This window comes from Pseudoxanthomonas sp. UC19_8 (assembly GCF_042700505.1).
GTDB lineage: Bacteria > Pseudomonadota > Gammaproteobacteria > Xanthomonadales > Xanthomonadaceae > Pseudoxanthomonas_A > Pseudoxanthomonas_A winnipegensis.
This window is the reverse complement of record NZ_CP170559.1, coordinates 3,056,356-3,077,949: the sequence shown is the minus strand read 5'-3', so window position 1 is coordinate 3,077,949 and position 21,594 is coordinate 3,056,356. Positions and strand designations below refer to the sequence as shown.

The 21,594-nt window shown below is 70.5% G+C and carries 11 protein-coding genes; 7 read left to right on the top strand and 4 right to left on the bottom strand.

Annotated features, from left to right (window positions below; genetic code table 11):
• Nucleotides 1–49 precede the first annotated feature (49 nt).
• The 3 genes from ACFJIT_RS13565 to ACFJIT_RS13555 all read right to left on the bottom strand — a co-directional run bounded on the left by ACFJIT_RS13565 (nucleotide 50) and on the right by ACFJIT_RS13555 (nucleotide 5,026).
• Nucleotides 50–2,878 (bottom strand): valine--tRNA ligase, encoded by a 2,829-nt coding sequence (locus ACFJIT_RS13565; RefSeq protein WP_379653897.1) that lies wholly within the window; start codon nucleotides 2,876–2,878, stop codon nucleotides 50–52.
• Between the two features lie 114 nt (nucleotides 2,879–2,992).
• Nucleotides 2,993–3,415 (bottom strand): DNA polymerase III subunit chi, encoded by a 423-nt coding sequence (locus ACFJIT_RS13560; RefSeq protein WP_130523125.1) that lies wholly within the window; start codon nucleotides 3,413–3,415, stop codon nucleotides 2,993–2,995.
• Between the two features lie 117 nt (nucleotides 3,416–3,532).
• Nucleotides 3,533–5,026: a leucyl aminopeptidase gene (locus ACFJIT_RS13555; RefSeq protein WP_379653896.1), complete on the bottom strand. Its 1,494-nt coding sequence runs from the start codon at nucleotides 5,024–5,026 to the stop codon at nucleotides 3,533–3,535.
• Nucleotides 5,027–5,167: 141 nt separating this feature from the next.
• Here ACFJIT_RS13555 and lptF point away from each other — a divergent pair, with 141 nt between their 5' ends.
• The 3 genes from lptF (at nucleotide 5,168) to ACFJIT_RS13540 (ending at nucleotide 8,353) form a co-directional block, all read left to right on the top strand.
• On the top strand, nucleotides 5,168–6,250 hold the full coding sequence (gene lptF / locus ACFJIT_RS13550; RefSeq protein WP_379653895.1) for an LPS export ABC transporter permease LptF: 1,083 nt from the start codon (nucleotides 5,168–5,170) through the stop codon (nucleotides 6,248–6,250).
• Nucleotides 6,247–7,350 (top strand): LPS export ABC transporter permease LptG, encoded by a 1,104-nt coding sequence (gene lptG, locus ACFJIT_RS13545; RefSeq protein ID WP_379653894.1) that lies wholly within the window; start codon nucleotides 6,247–6,249, stop codon nucleotides 7,348–7,350. Before lptF ends, lptG begins: the two co-directional genes overlap by 4 nt.
• A gap of 313 nt (nucleotides 7,351–7,663) precedes the next feature.
• On the top strand, nucleotides 7,664–8,353 hold the full coding sequence (locus ACFJIT_RS13540; protein ID WP_379653893.1) for a methyltransferase domain-containing protein: 690 nt from the start codon (nucleotides 7,664–7,666) through the stop codon (nucleotides 8,351–8,353).
• Between the two features lie 153 nt (nucleotides 8,354–8,506).
• Here the strand turns inward: ACFJIT_RS13540 and ACFJIT_RS13535 are convergent, their stop codons facing one another.
• Nucleotides 8,507–8,998 (bottom strand): RDD family protein, encoded by a 492-nt coding sequence (locus ACFJIT_RS13535; protein ID WP_379653892.1) that lies wholly within the window; start codon nucleotides 8,996–8,998, stop codon nucleotides 8,507–8,509.
• Nucleotides 8,999–9,093: 95 nt separating this feature from the next.
• On the opposite strand from ACFJIT_RS13535, the gene xerD reads away from it, so the two are divergent.
• The 4 genes from xerD to ACFJIT_RS13515 all read left to right on the top strand — a co-directional run bounded on the left by xerD (nucleotide 9,094) and on the right by ACFJIT_RS13515 (nucleotide 21,576).
• The gene (xerD, locus tag ACFJIT_RS13530; RefSeq protein WP_379653891.1) at nucleotides 9,094–10,116 is read left to right on the top strand and encodes a site-specific tyrosine recombinase XerD; all 1,023 of its coding nucleotides are present in this window, start codon (nucleotides 9,094–9,096) and stop codon (nucleotides 10,114–10,116) included.
• A gap of 356 nt (nucleotides 10,117–10,472) precedes the next feature.
• The gene (locus ACFJIT_RS13525; RefSeq protein WP_379653890.1) at nucleotides 10,473–11,300 is read left to right on the top strand and encodes a thioredoxin fold domain-containing protein; all 828 of its coding nucleotides are present in this window, start codon (nucleotides 10,473–10,475) and stop codon (nucleotides 11,298–11,300) included.
• Nucleotides 11,301–11,556: 256 nt separating this feature from the next.
• Nucleotides 11,557–15,606 (top strand): phosphoribosylformylglycinamidine synthase, encoded by a 4,050-nt coding sequence (gene purL, locus ACFJIT_RS13520; RefSeq protein ID WP_379653889.1) that lies wholly within the window; start codon nucleotides 11,557–11,559, stop codon nucleotides 15,604–15,606.
• A 408-nt stretch (nucleotides 15,607–16,014) separates the two neighbouring features.
• Nucleotides 16,015–21,576: an ESPR-type extended signal peptide-containing protein gene (locus ACFJIT_RS13515; protein ID WP_379653888.1), complete on the top strand. Its 5,562-nt coding sequence runs from the start codon at nucleotides 16,015–16,017 to the stop codon at nucleotides 21,574–21,576.
• Nucleotides 21,577–21,594: the final 18 nt, after the last annotated feature.

The window sequence follows — 21,594 nt, the reverse complement described above, 5'->3', positions numbered from 1 at the left end:
AAGCAGCTGGCAGGCCCGCACCAAGCTCCCGCAAGGCGCCACCGCAGGATTACAGCTTGGCGCGCTGCTCCTGCAGGGCCGTCAGCTGCGCGGTCCAGTCGGCAAGGCGCACGCGCTCCTGTTCGATCACCGCCGCCGGCACCTTGTCGCTGAACTTGGCCAGCTTGGCTTCGCTCTTCTCGCGCTCGCCGGCGACCCGGGCGATCTCCTTGTCCAGGCGCGCGCGCTCGGCGTCCAGGTCGACCAGGCCCTCCAGCGGCACCAGCAGGCGCAGCTCGCCCACCACCGCGGCGGCCGAGGCCGGCGCATCGCCGCCGTCCAGCCAGTCGATCGCCTCGAGCCTGAGCAGGAAGCGCAGCTGCGAGTCGAAGCGCGCCACGCGCGCACGGTCCTGCGCGTCGCCGGCCTGCAGCAGCAGGCGCACGCTCTTGCCCGGGGAGACCTGCAGCTCGCTGCGCACGCGGCGCAGGGCGCTGATGATGGCCTTGAGCCATTCCACGTCGGCCTCGGCACCGGCGTAGTCGGCCACGTTCAGCGCTTGCGCGGTGGGGTAGGCCTGCAGCGAGATGCTGCGGCCGGCCACGCCCACACGCGGGGCGACCTGCTGCCACAGCTCCTCGGTGACGAACGGCGCCAGCGGATGCAGCAGGCGCAGCAGCTGCTCGAGCACATAGAGCAGGGTGTGGCGGGTGCTGTCGGCGGCGGCCGCGTCGGCCGCGCCGCTCAGCGCAGGCTTGGCCAGCTCGACGAACCAGTCGCAGAACTGGTTCCAGGCGAACTCGTACAGGCACTGCGCCAGCAGGTCGAAGCGGTAGCTGGCGAAGTGCTCGGCGGCCTCGTCGGACACGCGCGCCAGGCCGGCCAGGATCCACTTTTCCGCGTCTGTGACCGGCTGCGGGGCGCCGGCGAACCGCGCGCCCTCGGTGTTCATCAGCACGAAGCGCGTGGCGTTCCACAGCTTGTTGCAGAAGTTCTTGTAGCCCTCGGCGCGGCCCAGGTCGAACTTGATGTCGCGCCCGTGCGTGGCCAGCGCGGCGATGGTGAAGCGCAGCGCGTCGGCGCCGTGGGCGGCGATGCCGTCGGGGAACTCCTTGCGCGTGGCCTTCTCGATCTTCTCGGCCAGGCGCGGCTGCATCAGCCCGCTGGTGCGCTTGGCGACCAGATCCTCCAGCGCGATGCCGTCGATGATGTCCAGCGGGTCGAGCACGTTGCCCTTGGACTTGGACATCTTCTGGCCCTGCGCGTCGCGGATCAGGCCGGTCATGTAGACATCGCGGAACGGGATCTTGCCGGTGAAGCTGTCGGTGGCCATGACCATGCGCGCCACCCAGAAGAAGATGATGTCGAAGCCCGTGACCAGCACGTCCGAGGGCAGGTAGCGATCGAAGCCGCGCTGCTCCATCGCCTGCTCTTGCGGCCAGCCCAGCGTGGAGAACGGCCACAGCTGCGAGGAGAACCAGGTCTCCAGCACGTCGCTGTCCTGGGTCAGCACCACCTCGTCGCCCAGGCCGTGCTCGGCGCGCACCTGCGCCTCGTCGCGGCCCACGTAGTACTTGCCGGCCGCGTCGAACCAGGCCGGGATGCGATGGCCCCACCACAGCTGGCGGCTGATGCACCAGTCCTGGATGTTCTCCATCCAGTGGCGATAGGTGTTGATCCAGTTCGGCGGGACGAAGCGGATCTGGCCCGATTCGACCAGTTCCAGGCCGCGCTTGGCCAGCCCGTCCATCTTCACGAACCACTGGTCGGTCAGGTAGGGCTCGATCACCTGGCCGGTGCGGTCGCCGCGCGGCACCTGCAGCTTGTGCGGCTTGGTCTCCACCAGCAGGCCGAGTGCCTCCAGGTCGGCCAGCACCGCCTTGCGCGCGGCGTAGCGGTCCAGGCCCTGGTACTTGTGCGGCGCGTTCTCGTTGAGCGCGGCGGTGGGCGTGAACAGGTTGATCATCGGCAGCTCGTGGCGCACGCCGACCTGGTAGTCGTTGAAGTCGTGCGCCGGGGTCACCTTGACCACGCCGGTGCCGAAGTCGCGATCGACGTAGTTGTCGCCGATCACCGGGATCGTGCGCTGACTCAGCGGCAACGCCACCGCCTTGCCGATCAGCCCGGCGTAGCGCGGATCCTCCGGATGGATCATCACCGCCGTGTCGCCGAGCATGGTCTCCGGGCGCGTGGTGGCCACCACCAGGTAGTCGCGGAACTCGCGCAGGGTCTCCTGGCCGTCGGCATCCACTTCGACGTGCTCGTAGGTGGCGCCATCGGCCAGCGGATAGCGGATCGACCACAGGAAGCCATCTTCCTCGACGTTCTCCACCTCCAGGTCGGAGATCGCCGTCTTCAGCACCGGGTCCCAGTTGACCAGGCGCTGGCCGCGGTAGATCAGGCCCTGCTCGTACCAGCGCACGAAGGCCTCGGTCACCGCCGCCGAGGGCTGCGGATCCATGGTGAAGGTGCTGCGCGACCAGTCGGCCGAGGTGCCGAGCCGGCGCATCTGGCGCTCGATGGTGTCGCCGGACTGCTGCTTCCATTCCCAGACCTTGGCGATGAAGCCCTCGCGGCCCAGCGAATCGCGCGTTTCGCCCTTGCCCTCCAGCGCCAGGTTGCGGCTGACCACCATCTCGGTGGCGATGCCGGCATGGTCGGTGCCCACCTGCCACAGCGCATCGAAGCCGCACATGCGGTGGTAGCGCATCAGCGCGTCCATCAGCGTCTGCTGGAACGCATGGCCCATGTGCAGCGTGCCGGTGACGTTGGGCGGCGGCAGCAGGATGGTGTACGGCGTGCCGGTGCCGGAGGGCTTGAACGCGCCGTCGGCTTCCCACTGCGCGTACAGGCGCGCTTCGAAGGCTTTCGGGTCGTAGCTGGAGGCGAGGGTGGTCATAGGCGGGACATCGGCAATCAAAAATGGGGAATCGACAAGGCGCGGGGCGGCGTCGGCCGCGATCGGTGAAGCGGGATCAGGATCCCCGATGCTCTATCCCGACTCCGGGCCTCATCACATATCGTGCTTGTTGAGCGCGAACCCGCGCGCCTGGTACTGGCGCCAGCGTTCGCGCAGCGGCTCGCGCGCGGCCGGATCGGCCGGGACGACCTCCAGCACGCGCTCGCAGGCGCCGGCATAGGCGGCGTCGCGCAGGTTGATCACCAGCGGGCGCGGCGCGGCGTCCAGCTCCGGCGCGGCGATCAGCACCGGGGTGATGTCGTCGTCCTCGTCGGTGCCGGCGATCTGGTGCGGCACGTAGGCATCGTCCTCGAACGCCCACAGCAGCTCGTCCAGTTCCTCGGCCTGGGCGGCGTCGCGCGCCAGGATCAGGGTGGGCTGGTTGGAGGCGTAGGCGCGCTTGGCCAGTTCGCAGACCAGGTTCAGCGGCGCCTCGAGGAAGCGCGGCTTGGCGATCAGGTAGAAGTCGGCGCGCATGTGGGCTGGGAATGGGGAGTGGGGAATCGGCAATCGAAGGAGCGGTGCGCGGCAAGGTGGCCGCGCATCGGCGACGGATCGGGACTCGGGCGTCTCACCGTTCCCGATTCCCGTTTCTCAATTCCCGGCCGTGCCAAAGGCGCGGTCCAGCAGCCACTGCGCCAGCAGGTTCACCGGGCGGCCGGTGGCCATGCCGCGCTTGCCCTCGTCGTTGGCCACGCCGGCGATGTCCAGGTGCGCCCAGCGCTGGCCTTCGGTGAAGCGCGCCAGGAAGCAGCCGGCGGTGATCGCGCCGCCCCAGCGGCCGCCGATGTTGTAGACGTCGGCGAAGGTGGACTCGAGTTGGGACTGGTACTCGTCCCACAGCGGCAGGCGCCAGGCGCGGTCGTAGACGTGCTCGCCGGCGCTGAGCAGTTCCTCGCTCAGGTCGTCGTGCTTGCTCATCAGGCCGGCGGCATGGCGGCCCAGCGCGACCATGCAGGCGCCGGTGAGCGTGGCCACGTCGACCAGGGCCTCGGGCTTGAAGCGCTCGGCGTAGGTCAGCGCGTCGCACAGGATCAGGCGGCCTTCGGCGTCGGTGTTGCCGACCTCGATGGTGCGCCCGGACATGGAGGTGATGACGTCCGAGGGACGATAGGCGTTGCCATCGATGGCGTTCTCCACCGCCGGCACCACCACGACCAGGTTCAGCGGCAGCTTCAGGCCGACCGCCGCCACGAACGTGCCCAGCACCGTGGCGCCGCCGCACATGTCGTACTTCATCTCCTCGATGCCGCCCTGGGTCTTCAGGTTGACGCCGCCGGTGTCGAAGGTGATGCCCTTGCCGACCAGCACGTAGGGCTTGGCCGACGCATCGTCCGCGCCGTTCCACTTGAGCACGATCAGGCGCGGGCGGTTGGCCGAGCCGCGGGCCACGGCCAGCAGCGAACCCATGCCCTGGGCCTCCATCGCCGCGTCGTCCAGGATCTCGGCCTGGGCGCCGTCATGCTGGGCGGCGAAGTCCTGCGCCTGCTGGGCCAGGTAGGCCGGGGTGCAGACGTTCGGCGGCAGGTTGCCCAGCTCGCGGGTGAACTTCACGCCGTTGGCGATGGCGATGCCCTGGGCCAGCGCGTCGTCGTCGCTGCCGAGGAAGGCGACCTGGGCCAGCGCCTGCGGGTCGGGCTTCTTCTTGCCCAGCGTGGCGGTGTAGCGGTAGGTGGCGTGCTCGGTGGCGGCCACGGCCTGGCGGATCGCCCAGGCGGCGTCGCGGCCGGGGACCTCCAGCTCGGTCAGGGTCACCAGGGCCGAGGCGGACGGGCCGTCCTTGAGCGCACGGGCGGCCTCGGTCAGCGCCTTCAGGTAGGTCGGCACGTTGAATTTGGCCGGCTCGCCCAGGCCGACCAGCAGCACGCGAGGGGCCTTCACGCCGGGCAGGTCGTAGAGAGCGGTGATCTTGCCGCTGCGGCCCGGGGCGTCGCCGCGCTGGGCCAGCGCGGCCAGGCGGCCCTGGCTGGCGGCGTCGATGGCGGCCGCCGACGGGCTCAGGGTCTTGTCCGCATAGACGCCCACGACCACGCAATCCACTGCGGCGGCGGTGGGCGTGTCGTGGTTCAGGGTGAATTCCAGGGCCATTGCGCAATTTCCGTCGAGTCGGTTTCACCAGCAGTTACGTACAATCGCCGGCCGCCGCGATGCTGGATGCCCCGGCGCCGACTCGGTCCGCGCGTGCGCGCACCGGCATTCGAACCTGCAATTGTAAGGCAACCCCATCCGATGCCGAAGCTGGACCGCTACCTGTTCTCCGAGTTCACCCAGAGCTTCCTGGCCGCGCTGATGGTGCTGCTGATCGTGAGCATGGGCGGCCTGCTGGTCGACGTGCTGGGCGATGTGGCCAACGGCAAGCTGCCGGCCGGGCTGCTGCTGTCGCAGCTGGGGCTGGCCACGGTGCAGTTCCTGCCCCTGATCCTGTCCCTGGCGCTGATGCTGGGCCTGATGCTGGCCATCGCCCGCCTGTACCGCGACTCGGAAATGGCGGTGCTGACCTCGATCGGCGTGGGCCCGCGGCGCCTGCTGCGCCCGCTGCTGCTGCTGGTGGTGCCGATCGTGGCGATCGTGGCCACGGTCTCGCTGTGGGCCGGCCCGCTGTCGCTGCGCACCAGCCAGGCGATGATCGACAACGCCAACCGCTCGCTGATCCTGGCCGGGCTGGAGCCGGGTCAGTTCACCGTGCTCAGCAACGGCGGGGTGGTCTACGTCAACGGCATGTCCGGCGACGGCACGCGCCTGTCCAAGGTGTTCATGCAGCGCCAGCAGGGCGACCGCCTGGACGTGGTCACCGCCAAGACCGGGCATATGTACTTCGAGGGCGAGACCTCGCGCTTTTTGAAGCTGGAGGACGGCTACCGCGTGGAAGGCCCGGCCGGCGACGGCAAGGACTACCGCATGATGCGCTATGCCAGCAACGAGGTCGCCCTGCCCGACGGCAGCGACAAGAAGACCCAGGACGATCCCGAGCTGCTGCCGACCAGCCAGCTGCTCGGCGATGCCCGGCCGGAGGCCAACGCCCAGCTGCAGACCCGCATCACCCCGCCGCTGCTGTGCCTGGCCTTCGCCCTGCTGACCCTGCCGCTGGCGCGCAGCGCGCCGCGCCAGTCGCGCTACGGGCGGGTGATGCTGGGCTTCCTCGGCTACCTGGTGGCCTTCCTGATGATGATCAACGGCAGCCAGTGGCTGGCCAACGGCAAGCTGCCCGGCGCGCTGGGCCTGTGGTGGCTGAGCCTGCCGCTGCTGGCGCTGGGCGTCTGGGCCTATCTGCGTGACGGCCGGCTCTCACGCCCGAAGGGAGCGCGCGCATGAGGTTCACCCCGCGCATCCACGACCTGTACGTGGGCAAGGTGGTGCTGGGCACCGTGCTGCTGGTCTGGGCGGTGCTGCTCGGCCTGGATGTGACCAACGGCATCTCCGGCCAGCTGCGCGATGTCGGGCGCGGCAACTTCACCTTTAGCCACGCGATCGTGTTCACCCTGTACACGGTGCCGCGCCGGGCCTACACGCTGTTCCCGACCGCCGCGGTGATCGGCGCGCTGATGGGCCTGGGCCAGCTGGCCGCCAGCTCCGAGCTGACCGCGCTGCGCGCGCTGGGCCTGTCGCGGCGCCGGCTGAGCCTGTCGGTGGCGGTGACCCTGGCGATCCTCACCGCCGGCATGGTGCTGTGCATGGAGACCGCCGGCGCCTGGGGCCAGACCCAGGCCGACAACCTCAAGGCGGCGGCCAAGTTCGGCAACGTGGCGCGCGGCATGTACGCCGGGCTGTGGGCGCGCGAGGGCGATACCTTCCTCAACGCCCAGTCCGGCGATCTGGTGGCCGGCGCCGACGGCAATTCGCAGCTGCAACTGCAGGACGTGCGCCTGTATCAGCTCGACGCCGACGGCCGCCTGGCCTCGATCACCCACGCGGCCAACGCGGTGCACGTCACCGACAGCTGGCTGCTGAGGAACGTCACGCGCACCACGTTCGCGCCGCGCTCGGTGCAGCAGGACAAGCTGCCGCAGGAGAACTGGCCCTCCAAGCTCGATCCGGCCGCGCTGGCGGCCACGCTTGGGCAGCCGCGCTACATGTCCGCCGCCGACCTGTCGCGCAGCATCGACTACCGCACCCGCAACAGCCTGGATGCGCGCGACTACGAAGAGGTCTACTGGGGCCGCTGGTTCTATCCGATCAACGTGCTGGCGCTGTGCCTGGCGGCGATCCCGTTCGCCTTCGGCAGCCTGCGCAGCGGCGGCATGGGCAAGCGCCTGTTCCTGGGCATCATGTTCGCGCTGGCGTTCTGGCTGCTGCAGCTGCTGTTCGGCCGCATGGGCACGGCGCTGCGCCTGGATTACCGCCTGGCGTATACCGCCACGCCGGTGCTGATGCTGGTGATCTCGTACTGGCTGTTCAGACGGCGCAGCAGCTAGGGAGTGCGAGGAGCGCGGTGTGCCTGAGCGGATTGCTTAATGAGCATGCCTGCGATCGCAGGGCGGTTTCGCTTGGCCGTGCGGGCTTAAGCCAGCCTTCGTGTCTCAGGTGCTGTCAGCAAGGGTGCGAACAGTGACGCACCTGGCAGCGTTTCGGCGGGAACTGTGCACAAGAGGGGCGCACTCGTTGGAGCCTCGCCCGGCGCCATTGCATGGATTTCCCCAGCCGCGATTTTGTCTAGAGCGCTCCAGTGCTTGCCTTTCCGATAAGATCTATTGATCGTGTTCTCCTTGAATTGAAGGCCTTTTTATTATGCACCCCACCGCAATGCAAAACGGCAGCCGTTTCTTCGACACTTATTCAGAGCCTTTCAAAAGTCGGCCGAATGCAAGAGTTGTTGAGATAGGATCGAGAAACTTTAATGGGAGTTTGCGTGATCTTGCTCCTGCACAGTTCGAATACATCGGTTTGGACTTCGCGAGTGGTGACGGCGTCGATATCGTCTTGGATTCGCCGTATTCCCTTCCTTTTGAGAATGCTTCTGTCGACGTGGTGGTTTCCAGCAGTTGCCTTGAGCATTCGGAAATGTTTTGGTTAGTTTTTCTCGAGGTGATGAGAATTCTGAAGCCGGACGGTTTATTCTATTTGAATGCGCCATCAAATGGCGATTTTCACCGATATCCTGTCGACTGCTGGAGATTTTATCCAGATAGCGGTAACGCGCTGGTTAAATGGGCAAAATGGAACAAGATCGACGCGGTACTTCTTGAATCCTATATCAGCAATCAGCACATGGATCAATGGAATGACTGCGTAGCTGTCTTTTTGAGAGATGAGCGCTACCTGGAAACTCATCAAGCAAGAATACTGGATGCGTTCCAGGACTTCAGAAATGGTCAGAAACACGGAATCGAGGGTTTCCTGAATCACAGCGACTCTCCCGAGGACAGGGTGAGGCTGGCGGTGGTCGAGCGCGTGGTGAGTGGAAAAATCAAGGTTTAGAATATGAGCCACTCGTGAAACTCGCCTAGCGGCCTCTTTCCATCCTCTCAGGGGGCTTCTGGCGCTGGGGTGGTTCGCGCGCCACGGGCTGCGATACGTTGGTTCGATTGGATCGTGTATCGGCATGTCGTCGTATCTGCTGCGCGCCTTAGATCACGTTCGCGATCTCGACAACCGTGTCAAACGCGTGCCGCTGGCGCGGTCATGCCAGGTCAGGCGCTCGCGGTCGATCCAGGCCCACCAGAAGCCCAGGCCGCCGCACAGCAGCGACAGGGTGCCCACGCCGTAGCGCAGCCACAGCGCGCCCCAGGACGGACGCGCGGTGGAGGCGCCGGCGACCGCGATCTTCCACGGGCGCATGCCCAGGGTCTGGCCGCCGCGGCGCCAGCTCAGCGTGGCGTACAGGCCGGTCACCAGCCAGCAGCACAGCCACAGCAGCCACTGCAGGGCGCTGAACGGGGCGATGTTCTGCCGTGCGGCGTGGTGGCCCAGATAGGTGTACCCGGCGGTGAAGGCCGCGGATACCGCGAACCACAGCGCCAGCGCCGGCCAGGCGTCGTAGAACAGCGCCAGCAGCCGCCGGCCGACATAGGCGCGGCGGGGCGCGGGCAGGGCGAGCGGGGCGGCGTCGGGTTCGGCGGACATGGCCGCCAGCATAGAGCGCGCCCGGGCCGGCGCGCACCGCCGTGTCCCTTGGCGGCGGGTCCGCCGCCTCGATGGCAGGCGCTACCCTTGCCGGCATGAGTACCCCCGCCGAACGCCGCCAGCGCGTGGCCGAGCTGCCGCCCTGCGGCGATGCCGACCAGCGCCAGATCGACCGTTTCCTCGACGCCATCTGGGCCGAAGGCGGCCTGGCCCGCGCCACCCTGGACAGCTACCGGCGCGATCTGCAGGGCTTCGCCCGCTGGGCGAGCTGGCGCGCTGGCGAGCCACCGGCTCGCGCGCCAGCGAGCGCCACGCTGGGGATGGCCGCCACGGACAACGTGCTGGCGAGTGCCGATCGTGCCCTGATCTTCGACTACCTGGCCTGGCGCACGCGCCAGGGCTATTCGCCGCGCAGCAACGCGCGCCTGCTCTCGTGCCTGCGGGCCTTCTACGGCCAGCTGGTGCGACGTGGCGAACGCGCGGACGACCCGACCGCGCTGCTCGATCCACCCAAGCTGCCGCGCGCCCTGCCCAAGGCGCTGTCGGAGAGCCAGATCGACGCGCTGCTGGCCGCGCCCGACGTGGACACCCCGCTGGGCCTGCGCGATCGCGCGATGCTGGAGCTGATGTACGCCTGCGGCCTGCGCGTGAGCGAGCTGGTCGGCCTGGCCGACGCCGGCGTCAACCTGCGCCAGGGCGCGCTGCGCGTGCTGGGCAAGGGCAGCAAGGAGCGGATGGTGCCGCTGGGCGAGGAATCCCAGCACTGGCTGCAGCGCTATCTCGACGGCGCGCGCGCGCAGCTGGCGGGCAAGCGCGGCGCGGCGCGGGGCGACGGCCGCACGCCGCTGTTCATCGACGCGGCCGGCCAGCCGCTGAGCCGGCAGGCGTTCTGGGGGCTGGTGAAGCGCTACGCGGTCCTGGCCGGGATAGACGCCGCCAGGGTCAGCCCGCACGGCCTGCGCCACAGCTTCGCCACCCACCTGCTCAACCGCGGCGCCGACCTGCGCTCGCTGCAGCTGATGCTGGGCCACAGCTCGCTGTCCACCACCCAGATCTACACCCTGGTCGCCCGCCAGCATCTGCAGCAGCTGCATGCGAAGCATCACCCGAGGGGGTGAGCGCCCAGCTAGGGCTTGCTCAGACGGAGCGGCCGCCCGTCTGTAGAGCGGAGCTTGCTCCGCTGGGGCCTTCCCCACGAACCGAACGAAGAGCAGCGGAGCAAGCTCCGCTCTACAGGCGGGAGCCGCCCTTCGGTCTTTTCGGCCAATGGCGGAGATGCGGCCTTCCCGGGAAAGCCCCTCGCCGGCATGCCGGCTCCCCACCGAGCACAGCGGGCATGCCGCTCCTGGGGCGGAGCGCCGCTGGCCAAGCCCTTCAGCCGGCCTGTGCGAGAATCCAGTCCGATGCCCCGCCTGGCGGGGCCCCGCGCCGAGCGCCGCCCGCGGCCGCCGGCCCCGAACCAGGAAGTCCCACGATGCGCCGTCTTGTCCCCCTCGTCCTGCTGACCGGCCTGAGCCTGACCGCCTGCGCCAAGTCGCCGCAGTCCGCCGCCGATACCGCCAAGCCCGCCGCCGCCACCGCTGCGGCCGCGCCGGCCGGCAACGACCCGGTCGAAGCCCGGGTCCGCGCCGCGCTCAAGCAGCTCAATCCCCAGGTCGACGTGGACTACATCGGCAAGGCGCCCCTGCCGGGCTTCCGCGAGGTGATCGCCGCCGGCCAGCTGGTCTACATCAGCGACGACGGCAAGTACCTGGTCCAGGGCAACGTGATCGACGTGGCCCAGCGCAAGGACCTGATGCAGGGCAGCGACGCGCTGGCCCAGTACCGCCAGAACCTGCTCAAGTCGGTCAAGCAGGCCGACCGCATCGTGTTCGCGCCGGCCAATCCCAAGTACACCGTCAGCGTGTTCACCGACATCGAGTGCGGCTACTGCCGCAAGCTGCACAGCCAGATCGCCGACTACAACAAGCAGGGCATCGCGGTGGAATACCCGGCCTGGCCGCGCATGGGTCTGGGCAGCCAGGACCACAAGGACATGATCTCGGTCTGGTGCGCGGCCGATCGCCGCAAGGCCCTGACCGAGGCCAAGGCCAGCGGCCAGGTCACCGCGCGCGACTGCAACAACCCGGTGAACATGGAATACAACGTCGGCCAGCGCCTGGGGGTCAACGGCACCCCGGCCGTGTTCGCCCCGGACGGCAACCAGATCGGCGGCTATCTGCCGCCGGCCGAGATGCGCGCGGCGCTGGACAAGCTGGCGGCCGCCGACGCCGCCAAGGCCAAGAGCGCCGGCATGCCGTAAAGGCGTGGGAGCAACGGCCTCCTCGAATCCAGCAGCGGCCTGCCTGTAGAGCGGAGCTTGTGGCAATCCCCTCTTGGGGACTCCGCTGCTTTTCGGCCGGATCATGGGAAAGCCCCAGCGGAGCAAGCTCCGCTCTACAGGCGGGGGGCGCCACGGCGGCGATGAGGTTCTGCCGGGAAAGCCCTGCGCCGCCATGACGGCGCCCGCCGCCGGTACAATGGGCGGCCCCGCTCCACGGCTCCCACGGTTCCCGGACATGATCGTCCTCGAAGGCCAGCCGGCCTTGTCGCAGTTCCGCCGCGCGCGGCTCGAATCCCGCCTGCAGTCCGTCGCCCCCCAGGTCCGCCTCCTGGGCACCTGGCAGGTCTACTTCATCGATCCGCAGCCGGGCACCGCGCCGGACCTGGAGGCGCTGCGCCGCATCCTGCAGGCCGGCGACACGCCGGCCGCGCAGGAGGACGGGGCCACCAGCCGCCTGGTCGTGCCGCGCCTGGGCACGCGCTCGCCCTGGTCGAGCAAGGCCACCGAACTGCTGCGCGGCGCCGGCATCGCCGTGCACCGGGTCGAGCGCGGCACGCGCGTGGACCTGGCCGGTTGGCCGGACGATGCGGCCGCCCGCGCGGCGCTGGACAAGCTGCTGCACGACCCGATGACCCAGTCGCTGCTGGCCGGCGTCGAGCAGGCCGGTGCGCTGTTCGAGGCGCCGCCGCGCGGCGCGCTGGCGCGGGTGCCGCTGGACGCGCTGGAAGCGGCCAACGCGCGCCTCGGCCTGGCCCTGGCCCAGGACGAGATCGACTACCTGCGCGCGCGCTACGCGGCGCTGGGGCGCGACCCGTCCGATGTCGAGCTGATGATGTTCGCGCAGGCCAATTCCGAGCACTGCCGGCACAAGATCTTCAACGCCAGCTGGACCATCGACGGCCGCGCCCAGGAGCGCTCGCTGTTCAAGATGATCAAGCACACCCACCAGCGGACCCCGCAGTACACGCTGTCGGCCTACAGCGACAACGCCGCGGTGGTCGAGGGCCTGCCGGCGGCGCGCTACCGGCCCGATCCGGCCAGCGGCCAGTACCGCAGCGAGGCGGTGCTGCCCAGCGCCTTCCAGATCAAGGTCGAGACCCACAACCACCCGACCGCGATCGCGCCGTTCCCCGGCGCCTCGACCGGTGCCGGCGGCGAGATCCGCGACGAGGGCGCCACCGGGCGCGGCGGCAAGCCCAAGGCCGGCCTGACCGGCTTCAGCGTCTCGCACCTGCGCATCCCCACGCTGCCGCAGCCGTGGGAGGCCCCGCGCGCGCTCAACCCGCGCATGGCGCCGGCGCTGGAGATCATGCTCGACGGCCCGCTGGGCGGGGCGGCGTTCAACAACGAATTCGGCCGGCCCAACCTGCTGGGCTACTTCCGCAGCTTCGAGCTGCCCGAAGGCGCGGGCCTGACCCGCGCCTACGACAAGCCGATCATGCTGGCCGGCGGCCTGGGCGCGATCGACCGCTGCCAGGTCGAGAAGAAGACCCTGCAGCCGGGCGATGCGGTGATCGTGCTGGGCGGCCCGGCGATGCTGATCGGGCTGGGCGGCGGCGCGGCCAGTTCGGTCGCCTCCGGCGACAGCGCCGAGGACCTGGATTTCGCCAGCGTGCAGCGCGACAACCCGGAGATGGAGCGCCGCTGCCAGGAAGTGATCGACCGCTGCGTGGCGCTGGGGGCGGACAATCCGATCCGCTGGTTCCACGACGTCGGCGCCGGCGGCCTGTCCAACGCCATCCCCGAACTGCTGCACGACTCGGGCGTGGGCGGCATCATCGACCTGGACAAGGTGCCCAGCGACGATCCCTCGCTCTCGCCGCTGGAGCTGTGGTGCAACGAATCGCAGGAGCGCTACGTGCTGGGCGTGCCGCAGGCCCGCCTGGCCGAGTTCGCCGCGATCTGCGAGCGCGAGCGTTGTCCGTTTGCCGCGGTTGGTGTGGCGACCGCCGAGGAGCGGCTGGTGGTGGGATATGGCGTCCTCGGCGGTGGGAATGGGGAATCGGGAATCGGGAATGGTGAAAAGCCCGCAGAGCCCGCTGTTCCCCATTCTCCATTCTCCATTCCCCATTCCCAGCACCCCATCGATCTGCCGATGGACGTGCTCTTCGGCAAGGCGCCGAAGATGCATCGCGAGACGGCGCATCCGGCGCCGGCGCGCTGGCCCGAGCTGAAGACCGAGGGGCTGGAGCTGCGCGAGGCGGGGCTGCGCGTGCTGGCGCATCCGTCGGTGGCGTCCAAGAGCTTCCTGGTAACCATCGGCGACCGCAGCGTCGGCGGGCTGACCGCGCGCGATCAGATGATCGGCCCCTGGCAGCTGCCGCTGGCCGACTGCGCGATCACGCTGGCCGGGTTCGACACCTTCGCCGGTGAGGCGATGTCCATCGGCGAACGCGCCCCTCTGGCGCTGCTGGATGCCGCCGCCTCGGCGCGCATGGCTGTGGGCGAGGCCATCACCAACCTGTGCGCCGCGCCGGTGCCGGCGCTGGAACACGTCAAGCTGTCGGCCAACTGGATGGCCGCGGCCAACCACGCCGGCGAGGACGCGCTGCTGTTCGACGCCGTGCGCGCGGTCGGCATGGAGCTGTGTCCGCAGCTGGGCCTGAGCATCCCGGTGGGCAAGGACTCGCTGTCGATGCAGGCGGTTTGGACGGCTGGGAATGGGGAATCGGGAGTCGGGAATCGGGAAGCGGCGGTCGCCGCGGTTGCCGACGCTTCTGCCTCGCCCATTCCCCATTCCCCATTCCCCATTCCCGAAACGCTAAAGAGCGTTTCGCCCGTCTCCCTGGTCATCTCCGCCTTCGCGCCGGTCGACGACGCGCGCATGCAGCTCACCCCGCTGCTGTCGCGCGAGCCGGACACCGAGCTGTGGCTGATCGGGCTGGGCGGCGGCAAGCAGCGCCTGGGCGGTTCGGTGCTGGCGCAGGTGTTCGCCGGCGACGAGGCGCTGCCGGCCTTCGGCGGCGACGTGCCGGACCTGGACAACCCCGAGCTGCTGCGCAATTTCTTCGAGATGGTGCGCGAGGCGCGCGCGGCCGGGCTGCTGCTGGCCTATCACGACCGCAGCGACGGCGGTGCCTTCGCCGCGCTGTGCGAGATGGCCTTCGCCGCGCGTCTGGGCGTGGACATCGCGCTGGATGCCTGGGGCGAGGACGCCTTTCGCGCGCTGTTCAACGAGGAACTCGGCGCCATCGTGCAGATCGCCGCCGAAGACCGCGCCGCCTTCGCCGACCTGGTCGAGCGCCATGCGCTGACCGAATGCGCGCAGCGCATCGCCAAGCCCACCACCGCGCCGAGCGTGCGCGTCACCCAGGCCGGCCAGCCGCTGGCCGAGTGGCGCTGGGAGGAGCTGTTCGACGCGTGGTGGTCGGTGACCCACGCCATGCAGCGCCTGCGCGACAACCCCGAGAGCGCCGACGAGGAGCGCCACACCGCGCGCACCTTCGCCGAGCCGGGCCTGAAGCCCAAGCTGGTGTTCGATCCGGCCGAGGACGTGGCCGCGCCGTTCATCGCCACCGGGGCGCGGCCGAAGGTCGCGATCCTGCGCGAGCAGGGCGTCAACGGCCAGATCGAGATGGCCAACGCCTTCGAACGTGCCGGCTTCGACGCCTTCGACGTGCACATGAGCGATCTGATCGAGGGCCGCGTGACGCTGGAGCGCTTCACCGGCCTGGCCGCGTGCGGCGGCTTCAGCTATGGCGATGTGCTCGGCGCGGGCCGCGGCTGGGCGACCTCGATCCTGGAACGTCCGGCATTGCGCGCGCAGTTCGCCGCGTTCTTCGCGCGCGAGGCGACCTTCTCGCTGGGCGTGTGCAACGGCTGCCAGATGCTGAGCCAGCTCAAGGACATCATTCCCGGCGCCGAGCACTGGCCGCGCTTCCTGCGCAACCGCAGCGAGCAGTTCGAGGCGCGCACCGCGCTGCTGGAGGTGGTGGAATCGCCGTCGGTGTTCTTCCGCGGCATGGCCGGCTCACGCATTCCGGTGGCCGTGGCCCATGGCGAGGGCCGCGCCGAGTTCGATTCGGCGGTGGACCTGGCCGCCGCGCGCGTGTCGCTGCGCTATGTCGATGGCGATGGCCAGGTGGCCACGCGCTACCCGACCAATCCCAACGGTTCGCCCGAGGGCATTACGGGCCTCACCACCAGCGACGGCCGCGCCACCATCCTGATGCCGCATCCGGAACGCACGCCGCGCACGGTCAACCTGAGCTGGTCGCCGGTCGGCTGGTCCGACGACTCGCCGTGGCTGCGCATGTTCCGCAATGCGCGGGTGTGGTGCGGTTAGCGCCGGGTCTTCGACCCGCGCGACATTGCGCCGCACACATCGACGCCCATCGCTTGCGATGGGCGTTGTGCGTTATGTGACCTCTGTTCCTTTACGCGATATTCGTTCTCGCAATTTGCGCAGGCCATCTCGGCATGAAGTCGTTGAAATGGCTTGTTTTGCCGCGTCTTCGCATGGCGTTGCAATGCATGAACGGCACTTGACGTCAAGAAATTGACTCGCGGACTATCGATCCAGACGCATGACGCGAGTCCATGCGTTCGGTCCGCCATTAAATCCCCCGCAAGGTGGACCGTCGCCGTTCAACGAGAGAGAGACATCCGACTGCTGTGACCGTGTGCGCGAAGCGATTCGCGCGCCGACGGGGGTCTCTTGCCCGCAACAACACAACGCCAAGGAAAGGAACGCATGAATCGCATCTTCTGCAAGCTGTGGGATGCCCGACGCGGGCAGGTCGTGGTGGCCTCGGAACTGGCCTCGCGCCACGGCAAGGGCAAGGGGGCGCGCATGGTGCGGGCCGCGCTCGCCGCGGTGGTGGTGTTCGCCGCGCACAGCGCGCTGGCGCAATCGGTGGGCGGTGGTGTTGCCTCCGGCAAGGCCAGCACCGCGATCTCGCCGCAGACGGCCGACTGCGCCGATGCGGCCACGCGCACGGCGCGCGCCGGCGGCGGGAACGGCATCGCGATCGGCTGCGGCGCCGATGCCTCGGGCGATGCGTCCACGGCGGTGGGCTTCCAGAGCGAGGCCAGTGGCGCGCAGTCCACCGCCAGCGGCGCGGCGGCGCTGGCCAGCGGCGATGGCGGCGTGGCGCACGGTGCGCTGAGCGAGGCGTCCGGCGTGGAATCCACGGCCAGCGGTTACTACAGCGCCGCCACCGCCGACGGCGCCACCGCGCATGGCGCGGAGAGTGTGGCCAGCGGCATCGAATCGACCGCTGGCGGTTTTTTGTCCACCGCCAGCGGCGCCGGGGCGACCGCGCACGGCGCCGAATCCCTGGCCAGCGGCGACTATGCCACCAGCCTGGGCCTGGCCGCGCAGGCCACCGGCACCAGCGCCACGGCGCTGGGTGAGTTCTCCATCGCCGGCGGCGAGGAAAGCACCGCGGTCGGCGGCTCGGCGCTGGGCGGCACCTACCAGACCCGGGCGCTGGGCGAGGGCGGCGCGGCCTTCGGTAACGGCGCCTGGGCCAATGGCGATTACGGCACCGCGCTGGGCTATCTGAGCTCGGCCGATGCGCAAGGCGCCAGTGCGCTGGGCGCGGGCGCGTGGGCGCAGGCCAGCGACAGCACCGCGCTGGGCTTCGGCGCGCACGGTGCCGCGGCCAACAGCGTGGCGCTGGGCGCGCGCTCGGTGGCGCAGCGCGAGAACAGCGTGTCGGTCGGCGATGCCGGCGCCGAGCGCCAGATCGTCAACGTGGCCGCCGGCACCGAAGCCACCGATGCGGTCAACAAGGCGCAGCTGGATGAAGTCGCCACGACCGCCAACACCACCAGCACGTATTTCCAGGCCAGCGGCAGCGCCGACAGCGATGCCGGTGCCTACGTGGAAGGCGACAACGCCGTGGCCGCGGGCGAGGCCGCCAACGCCATCGGCAACGGCGCCTCGGCGCTTGGCGGCGGTGCCACGGCGGCCGGCGTCAACGCCACCGCCAGCGGCTTCAATGCCACCGCCAGCGCCGACTCGGCGACCGCGGTGGGCGGCACGCTGACCTATGCCGATCCGGACACCGGCGAGGTGCTGCTGGACCAGACCACCAGCGCCAGCGCGGTGGGCGCCAGCGCGCTGGGCGCCGGTGCGCAGGCCAGCGGCGCGTTCAGCACCGCTACCGGCGCCGCCGCCACGGCGGCGGGCCTGCAGGCCACGGCGAGCGGCTTCAGCAGCAGCGCGGCCGGGCTGGCCGCCACGGCCAACGGCGGCTTCGCCAGCGCGGCCGGGGACTTCGGCTCGGCCTTCGGCTATGGCAGCGAGGCGGTGGGCGTCAACGCGACCGCGCTGGGTGCCGGCGCCGCGGCGCAGGGCGGCAGTTCCACCGCGGTGGGCGAGAGCAGCCAGGCGCTGGGCGAGGAGGCGACCGCCGTCGGCGGCAGCACCTTCTTCGGCCTGATCGGCACGCGCGCCAGCGGCACCGGCAGCGCCGCGTTCGGCAACGGCGCCTGGGCCACCGGCGAATACAGCACGGCGCTGGGGCATAACAGCTATGCCGACGGCACCAGCAGTGCGGCGATCGGTGTCAATGCCTTCGCCGAGGCGGAGAACAGCGTCGCGCTGGGCGCCGATTCGGTGGCCTCGCGCGCCAACACGGTGTCGGTCGGCGATGCCGGCGCCGAGCGCCAGCTCACCAACGTCGCCGCCGGGACCGAGGATACCGACGCGGTCAACAAGGCGCAGCTGGACGAGGTGGCCACGACCGCCAACACCACGCGCAGGTACTTCCAGGCCAGCGGCAGCGGCGACAGCGATGCCGGCGCCTATGTGGAGGGCGATGACGCGGTCGCCGCGGGCGAGGCCGCCAACGCGCTGGGCACCGGCGCATCGGCCTACGGCGCGGGCGCCGGCGCGGCGGGCAACCAGGCCACGGCCATCGGCCACAACAGCGCTGCGGTGGGCGAGGGCAGTGTCGCGGTCGGCGGCATGGGCCAGGCCTTCGATCAGTACAACAGCCCCATCGAGGATGCGGACGGCAAGCCGGTGCTGGTCGGCGCCAACGCCACCCAGGACGCCACCGCCGTCGGCGCCGGCGCGCAGGCCACCGGCACGGTGTCCTCGGCGTTCGGCTACGGCGCGCAGGCGCTGGGCGAACACAGCACGGCCGGCGGCTACAAGGCACGCGCGGTCGGCGGCTATGCGGTGGCCTTCGGCGACAGCGCCTGGGCCAGCCAGGATTACGCCACCGCGGTCGGCGCCTATGCCTGGGCCACGGCCGAAGGCGCCTCGGCCTTCGGCCAGGGCGCGTGGGCGACCGGGCTCAACACCTCGGCCTTCGGCACCGGCGCCTGGGCCAGCGGCAGCGGCGCGACCTCGATCGGTTTCAACAGCTGGGCCCCGGGCGCCAGTGCCACCGCGATCGGCCGCGGCGCGTTCGGCTATGGCGACTACAGCATCGGCCTGGGCTACCAGGCGCTGGGCAACACGATCAACAGCATCGCCATCGGCACCAATGCGCTGGCCGACAACGAGAGCGCCATCGCGCTCGGTGCCGGTAGCGAGGCCAGCGGCAACAACGCCGTGGCGCTGGGCGCCGGTGCGGTGGCCGCGCGCGACAACAGCGTCTCGGTCGGCGATGCCGGTGCCGAACGCCAGATCACCAACGTCGCCGCCGGCACCGAGGACACCGACGCGGTGAACAAGGCGCAGCTGGACCAGGTCGCCGCCACCGCGCAGACCACCAGCAAGTACTTCCAGGCCAGCGGCAGTGCCGACAGCGATGCCGGTGCGTACGTGGAAGGCGACAACGCCGTGGCCGCGGGCGAGGCGAGCAATGCGATCGGCAACGGTGCCTCGGCGTTCGGCTCGGGCGCCAACGCCAGCGCGCAGAACGCCACGGCGGTGGGCTTCAACGCCGTGGCCGCGGGTCAGAACGCGGCGGCCTTCGGCAACAACGCGCAGGCCACCGGACCTGCGAGCGTGGCCGTGGGCGGCGTGGCGGTGGACGAGAACGGCGATCCGCTGATCACCGTCGAGGGCGCGCCGGTCAGCACCGGCGCGACCAGTGCCAGCGTGGGCGGCACCGCGCTGGGCGCCAGCGCCGATGCCTCCGGCTTCGCCGCCACCGCCACCGGCGTGGGCGCCTATGCGGCCGGCGCGCAGGCCACGGCGGTGGGCGCGGTGGCCAATGCGATCGGCGACTACACCACCGCGGTGGGCACCTCGAGTGCGGCGGTGGGCACCAGTTCGACCGCGGTCGGCGGCGTGGTCGATCTGGTTCCGGGGCTGGGCGCGTTCGTTTCGACGCAGGCCAGCGGTGAATCGGCCAGCGCCTTCGGCGCCGGCGCGATCGCCGCTGGCGATTACAGCCTGGCCAGCGGCGTGCTCAGCGGGGCCGACGGGCTGGAGAGCACGGCGGTGGGTTACTTCGCCTATGCGCCCTCCGCCCTGTCCACCGCGCTGGGCGCCGAGACCTGGGCCAGCGGCGAGGCGAGCACCGCGATCGGTTACTACGCCACCGCGTTCGGCGACAACAGCGTGGCGCTGGGCGCCAATTCCAAGGCCACGCGCAACAACACGGTCTCGGTCGGCGATGCGGGTGCCGAGCGCCAGATCACCAACGTCGCCGCCGGCACGCAGGACACCGATGCGGTGAACAAGTCGCAGCTCGATGCGGTGGCGGCCTCGGCCGAAGGCACCAGCGCGGGCTTCCAGTTCTCCGGCAAGGGCCTGGCCAGCGCCGGCGGCAGCGATGCTACCGCGGCTGGTTCGGGGGCGAACGCCGCCGGCAATCGCAGCGTGGCGCTGGGCGCGGGCAGTGCGGCCAGCGGTGCCGGTGCCATCGCGGTGGGCGCGGCGAGCAAGGCCAGTGCGGTCAACGCCACTTCGGTCGGCCTGCAGTCCAGCACGCTGGGCGCCAATGGCGTGACCGTGGGCTACAACGCCTTCGTGCGGCAGAGCGCGAGCAACGGCGTGGCGCTGGGTGCCAATGCGGGTGCGACCGGCGCCAACTCGGTGGCGCTGGGCGCGGGCTCGCGCACCTACGAGGCCGACACCGTCTCGCTGGGCAGCGGCAACGGCCGCGGCGGCCCGGCCACGCGCCGCATCGTCAACCTCAGCCAGGGCCTGCTGGCCGAGGGCAGCACCGAGGCGGTCACCGGTGGTCAGCTCTACCAGTCGCTGCAGGCCTATGCACGTTACCTCGGTGGCGGCGCCTCGGTCGGCCCGCTCGGCGGGCTGACCACGCCGACCTTCATCGTCCAGGGCGATGGCTACAACAGCGTGGGCGATGCGCTGGCCGCGCTGGATTCGAAGGTGACCGAGCTCGACGCGCGCGGCGGCACCGCCAGCGCCAGCAAGGTCGCCACCTCCGCACGCAGGACGCTCAGCGCCGCCGCCCCGGCCAGCGTCGAACCGGAAGCGGAAGAAGCGTCCACCGAGACGCTGCGCACCGCCGCGAGCGAGCGCTCCACGCCCGTTACCTCCACCGCCACCGCCGCCGCCACGACCGCCACGGCGGTCACGCCGGCCTCCACCACGCTTGGCGACGCGGCCCAGGCCAACGCCGACAGCGGCACCGCGATCGGCGGCGCCGCCTATGCCGCCGGCCCCGGCGACACGGCCATCGGCAGCAACGCGCGGGTCAACGCCGACGGCAGCACCGCGGTCGGCGCCAATGCCACCATCGCCGCCGAGGCGACCAACGCGGTCGCGGTGGGCGAAGGCACCTCGGTCACCGCGGCCAGCGGCACGGCCGTGGGGCAAGGCAGCAGCGTGAGCGCGCAGAACGCCGTCGCCCTGGGCCAGGGGTCGACCAACGATCGCGCCAACACGGTCTCGGTGGGCAGTGCCGGCAACCAGCGCCAGGTCACCAACGTGGCCGCCGGCACGCAAGCCAACGATGCGGCCAACGTCGGCCAGGTGCAGGCCGGCGACGCGCAGTCGGTGGCCACCGCCAAGGCCTATACCGACAACACCGCCACGCAGACGCTGAGCAGCGCCAACAGCTACACCGACGCCAAGTTCAACGCGTGGAACCAGGACCTGGACGGCTACAAGCAGGGCGTGGACCGCCGCTTCGCCGAGCAGGACCGCCGCATCGACCGCCAGGGCGCGATGAACGCGGCGATGCTCAACATGGCCACCAGCGCCGCCGGCATCCACACCGAGAACCGCGTCGGCGTCGGCGTGGGCTTCCAGGGCGGCGAGAACGCGCTGTCGGTGGGCTACCAGCGCGCGCTCAGCGAGCGGGCCACGATCACCGTCGGCGGCGCCTTCAGCGGCGACGAACGCTCGGTGGGCGTGGGCGCCGGCTTCGGCTGGTGAGGCAACACCACGGGCCGT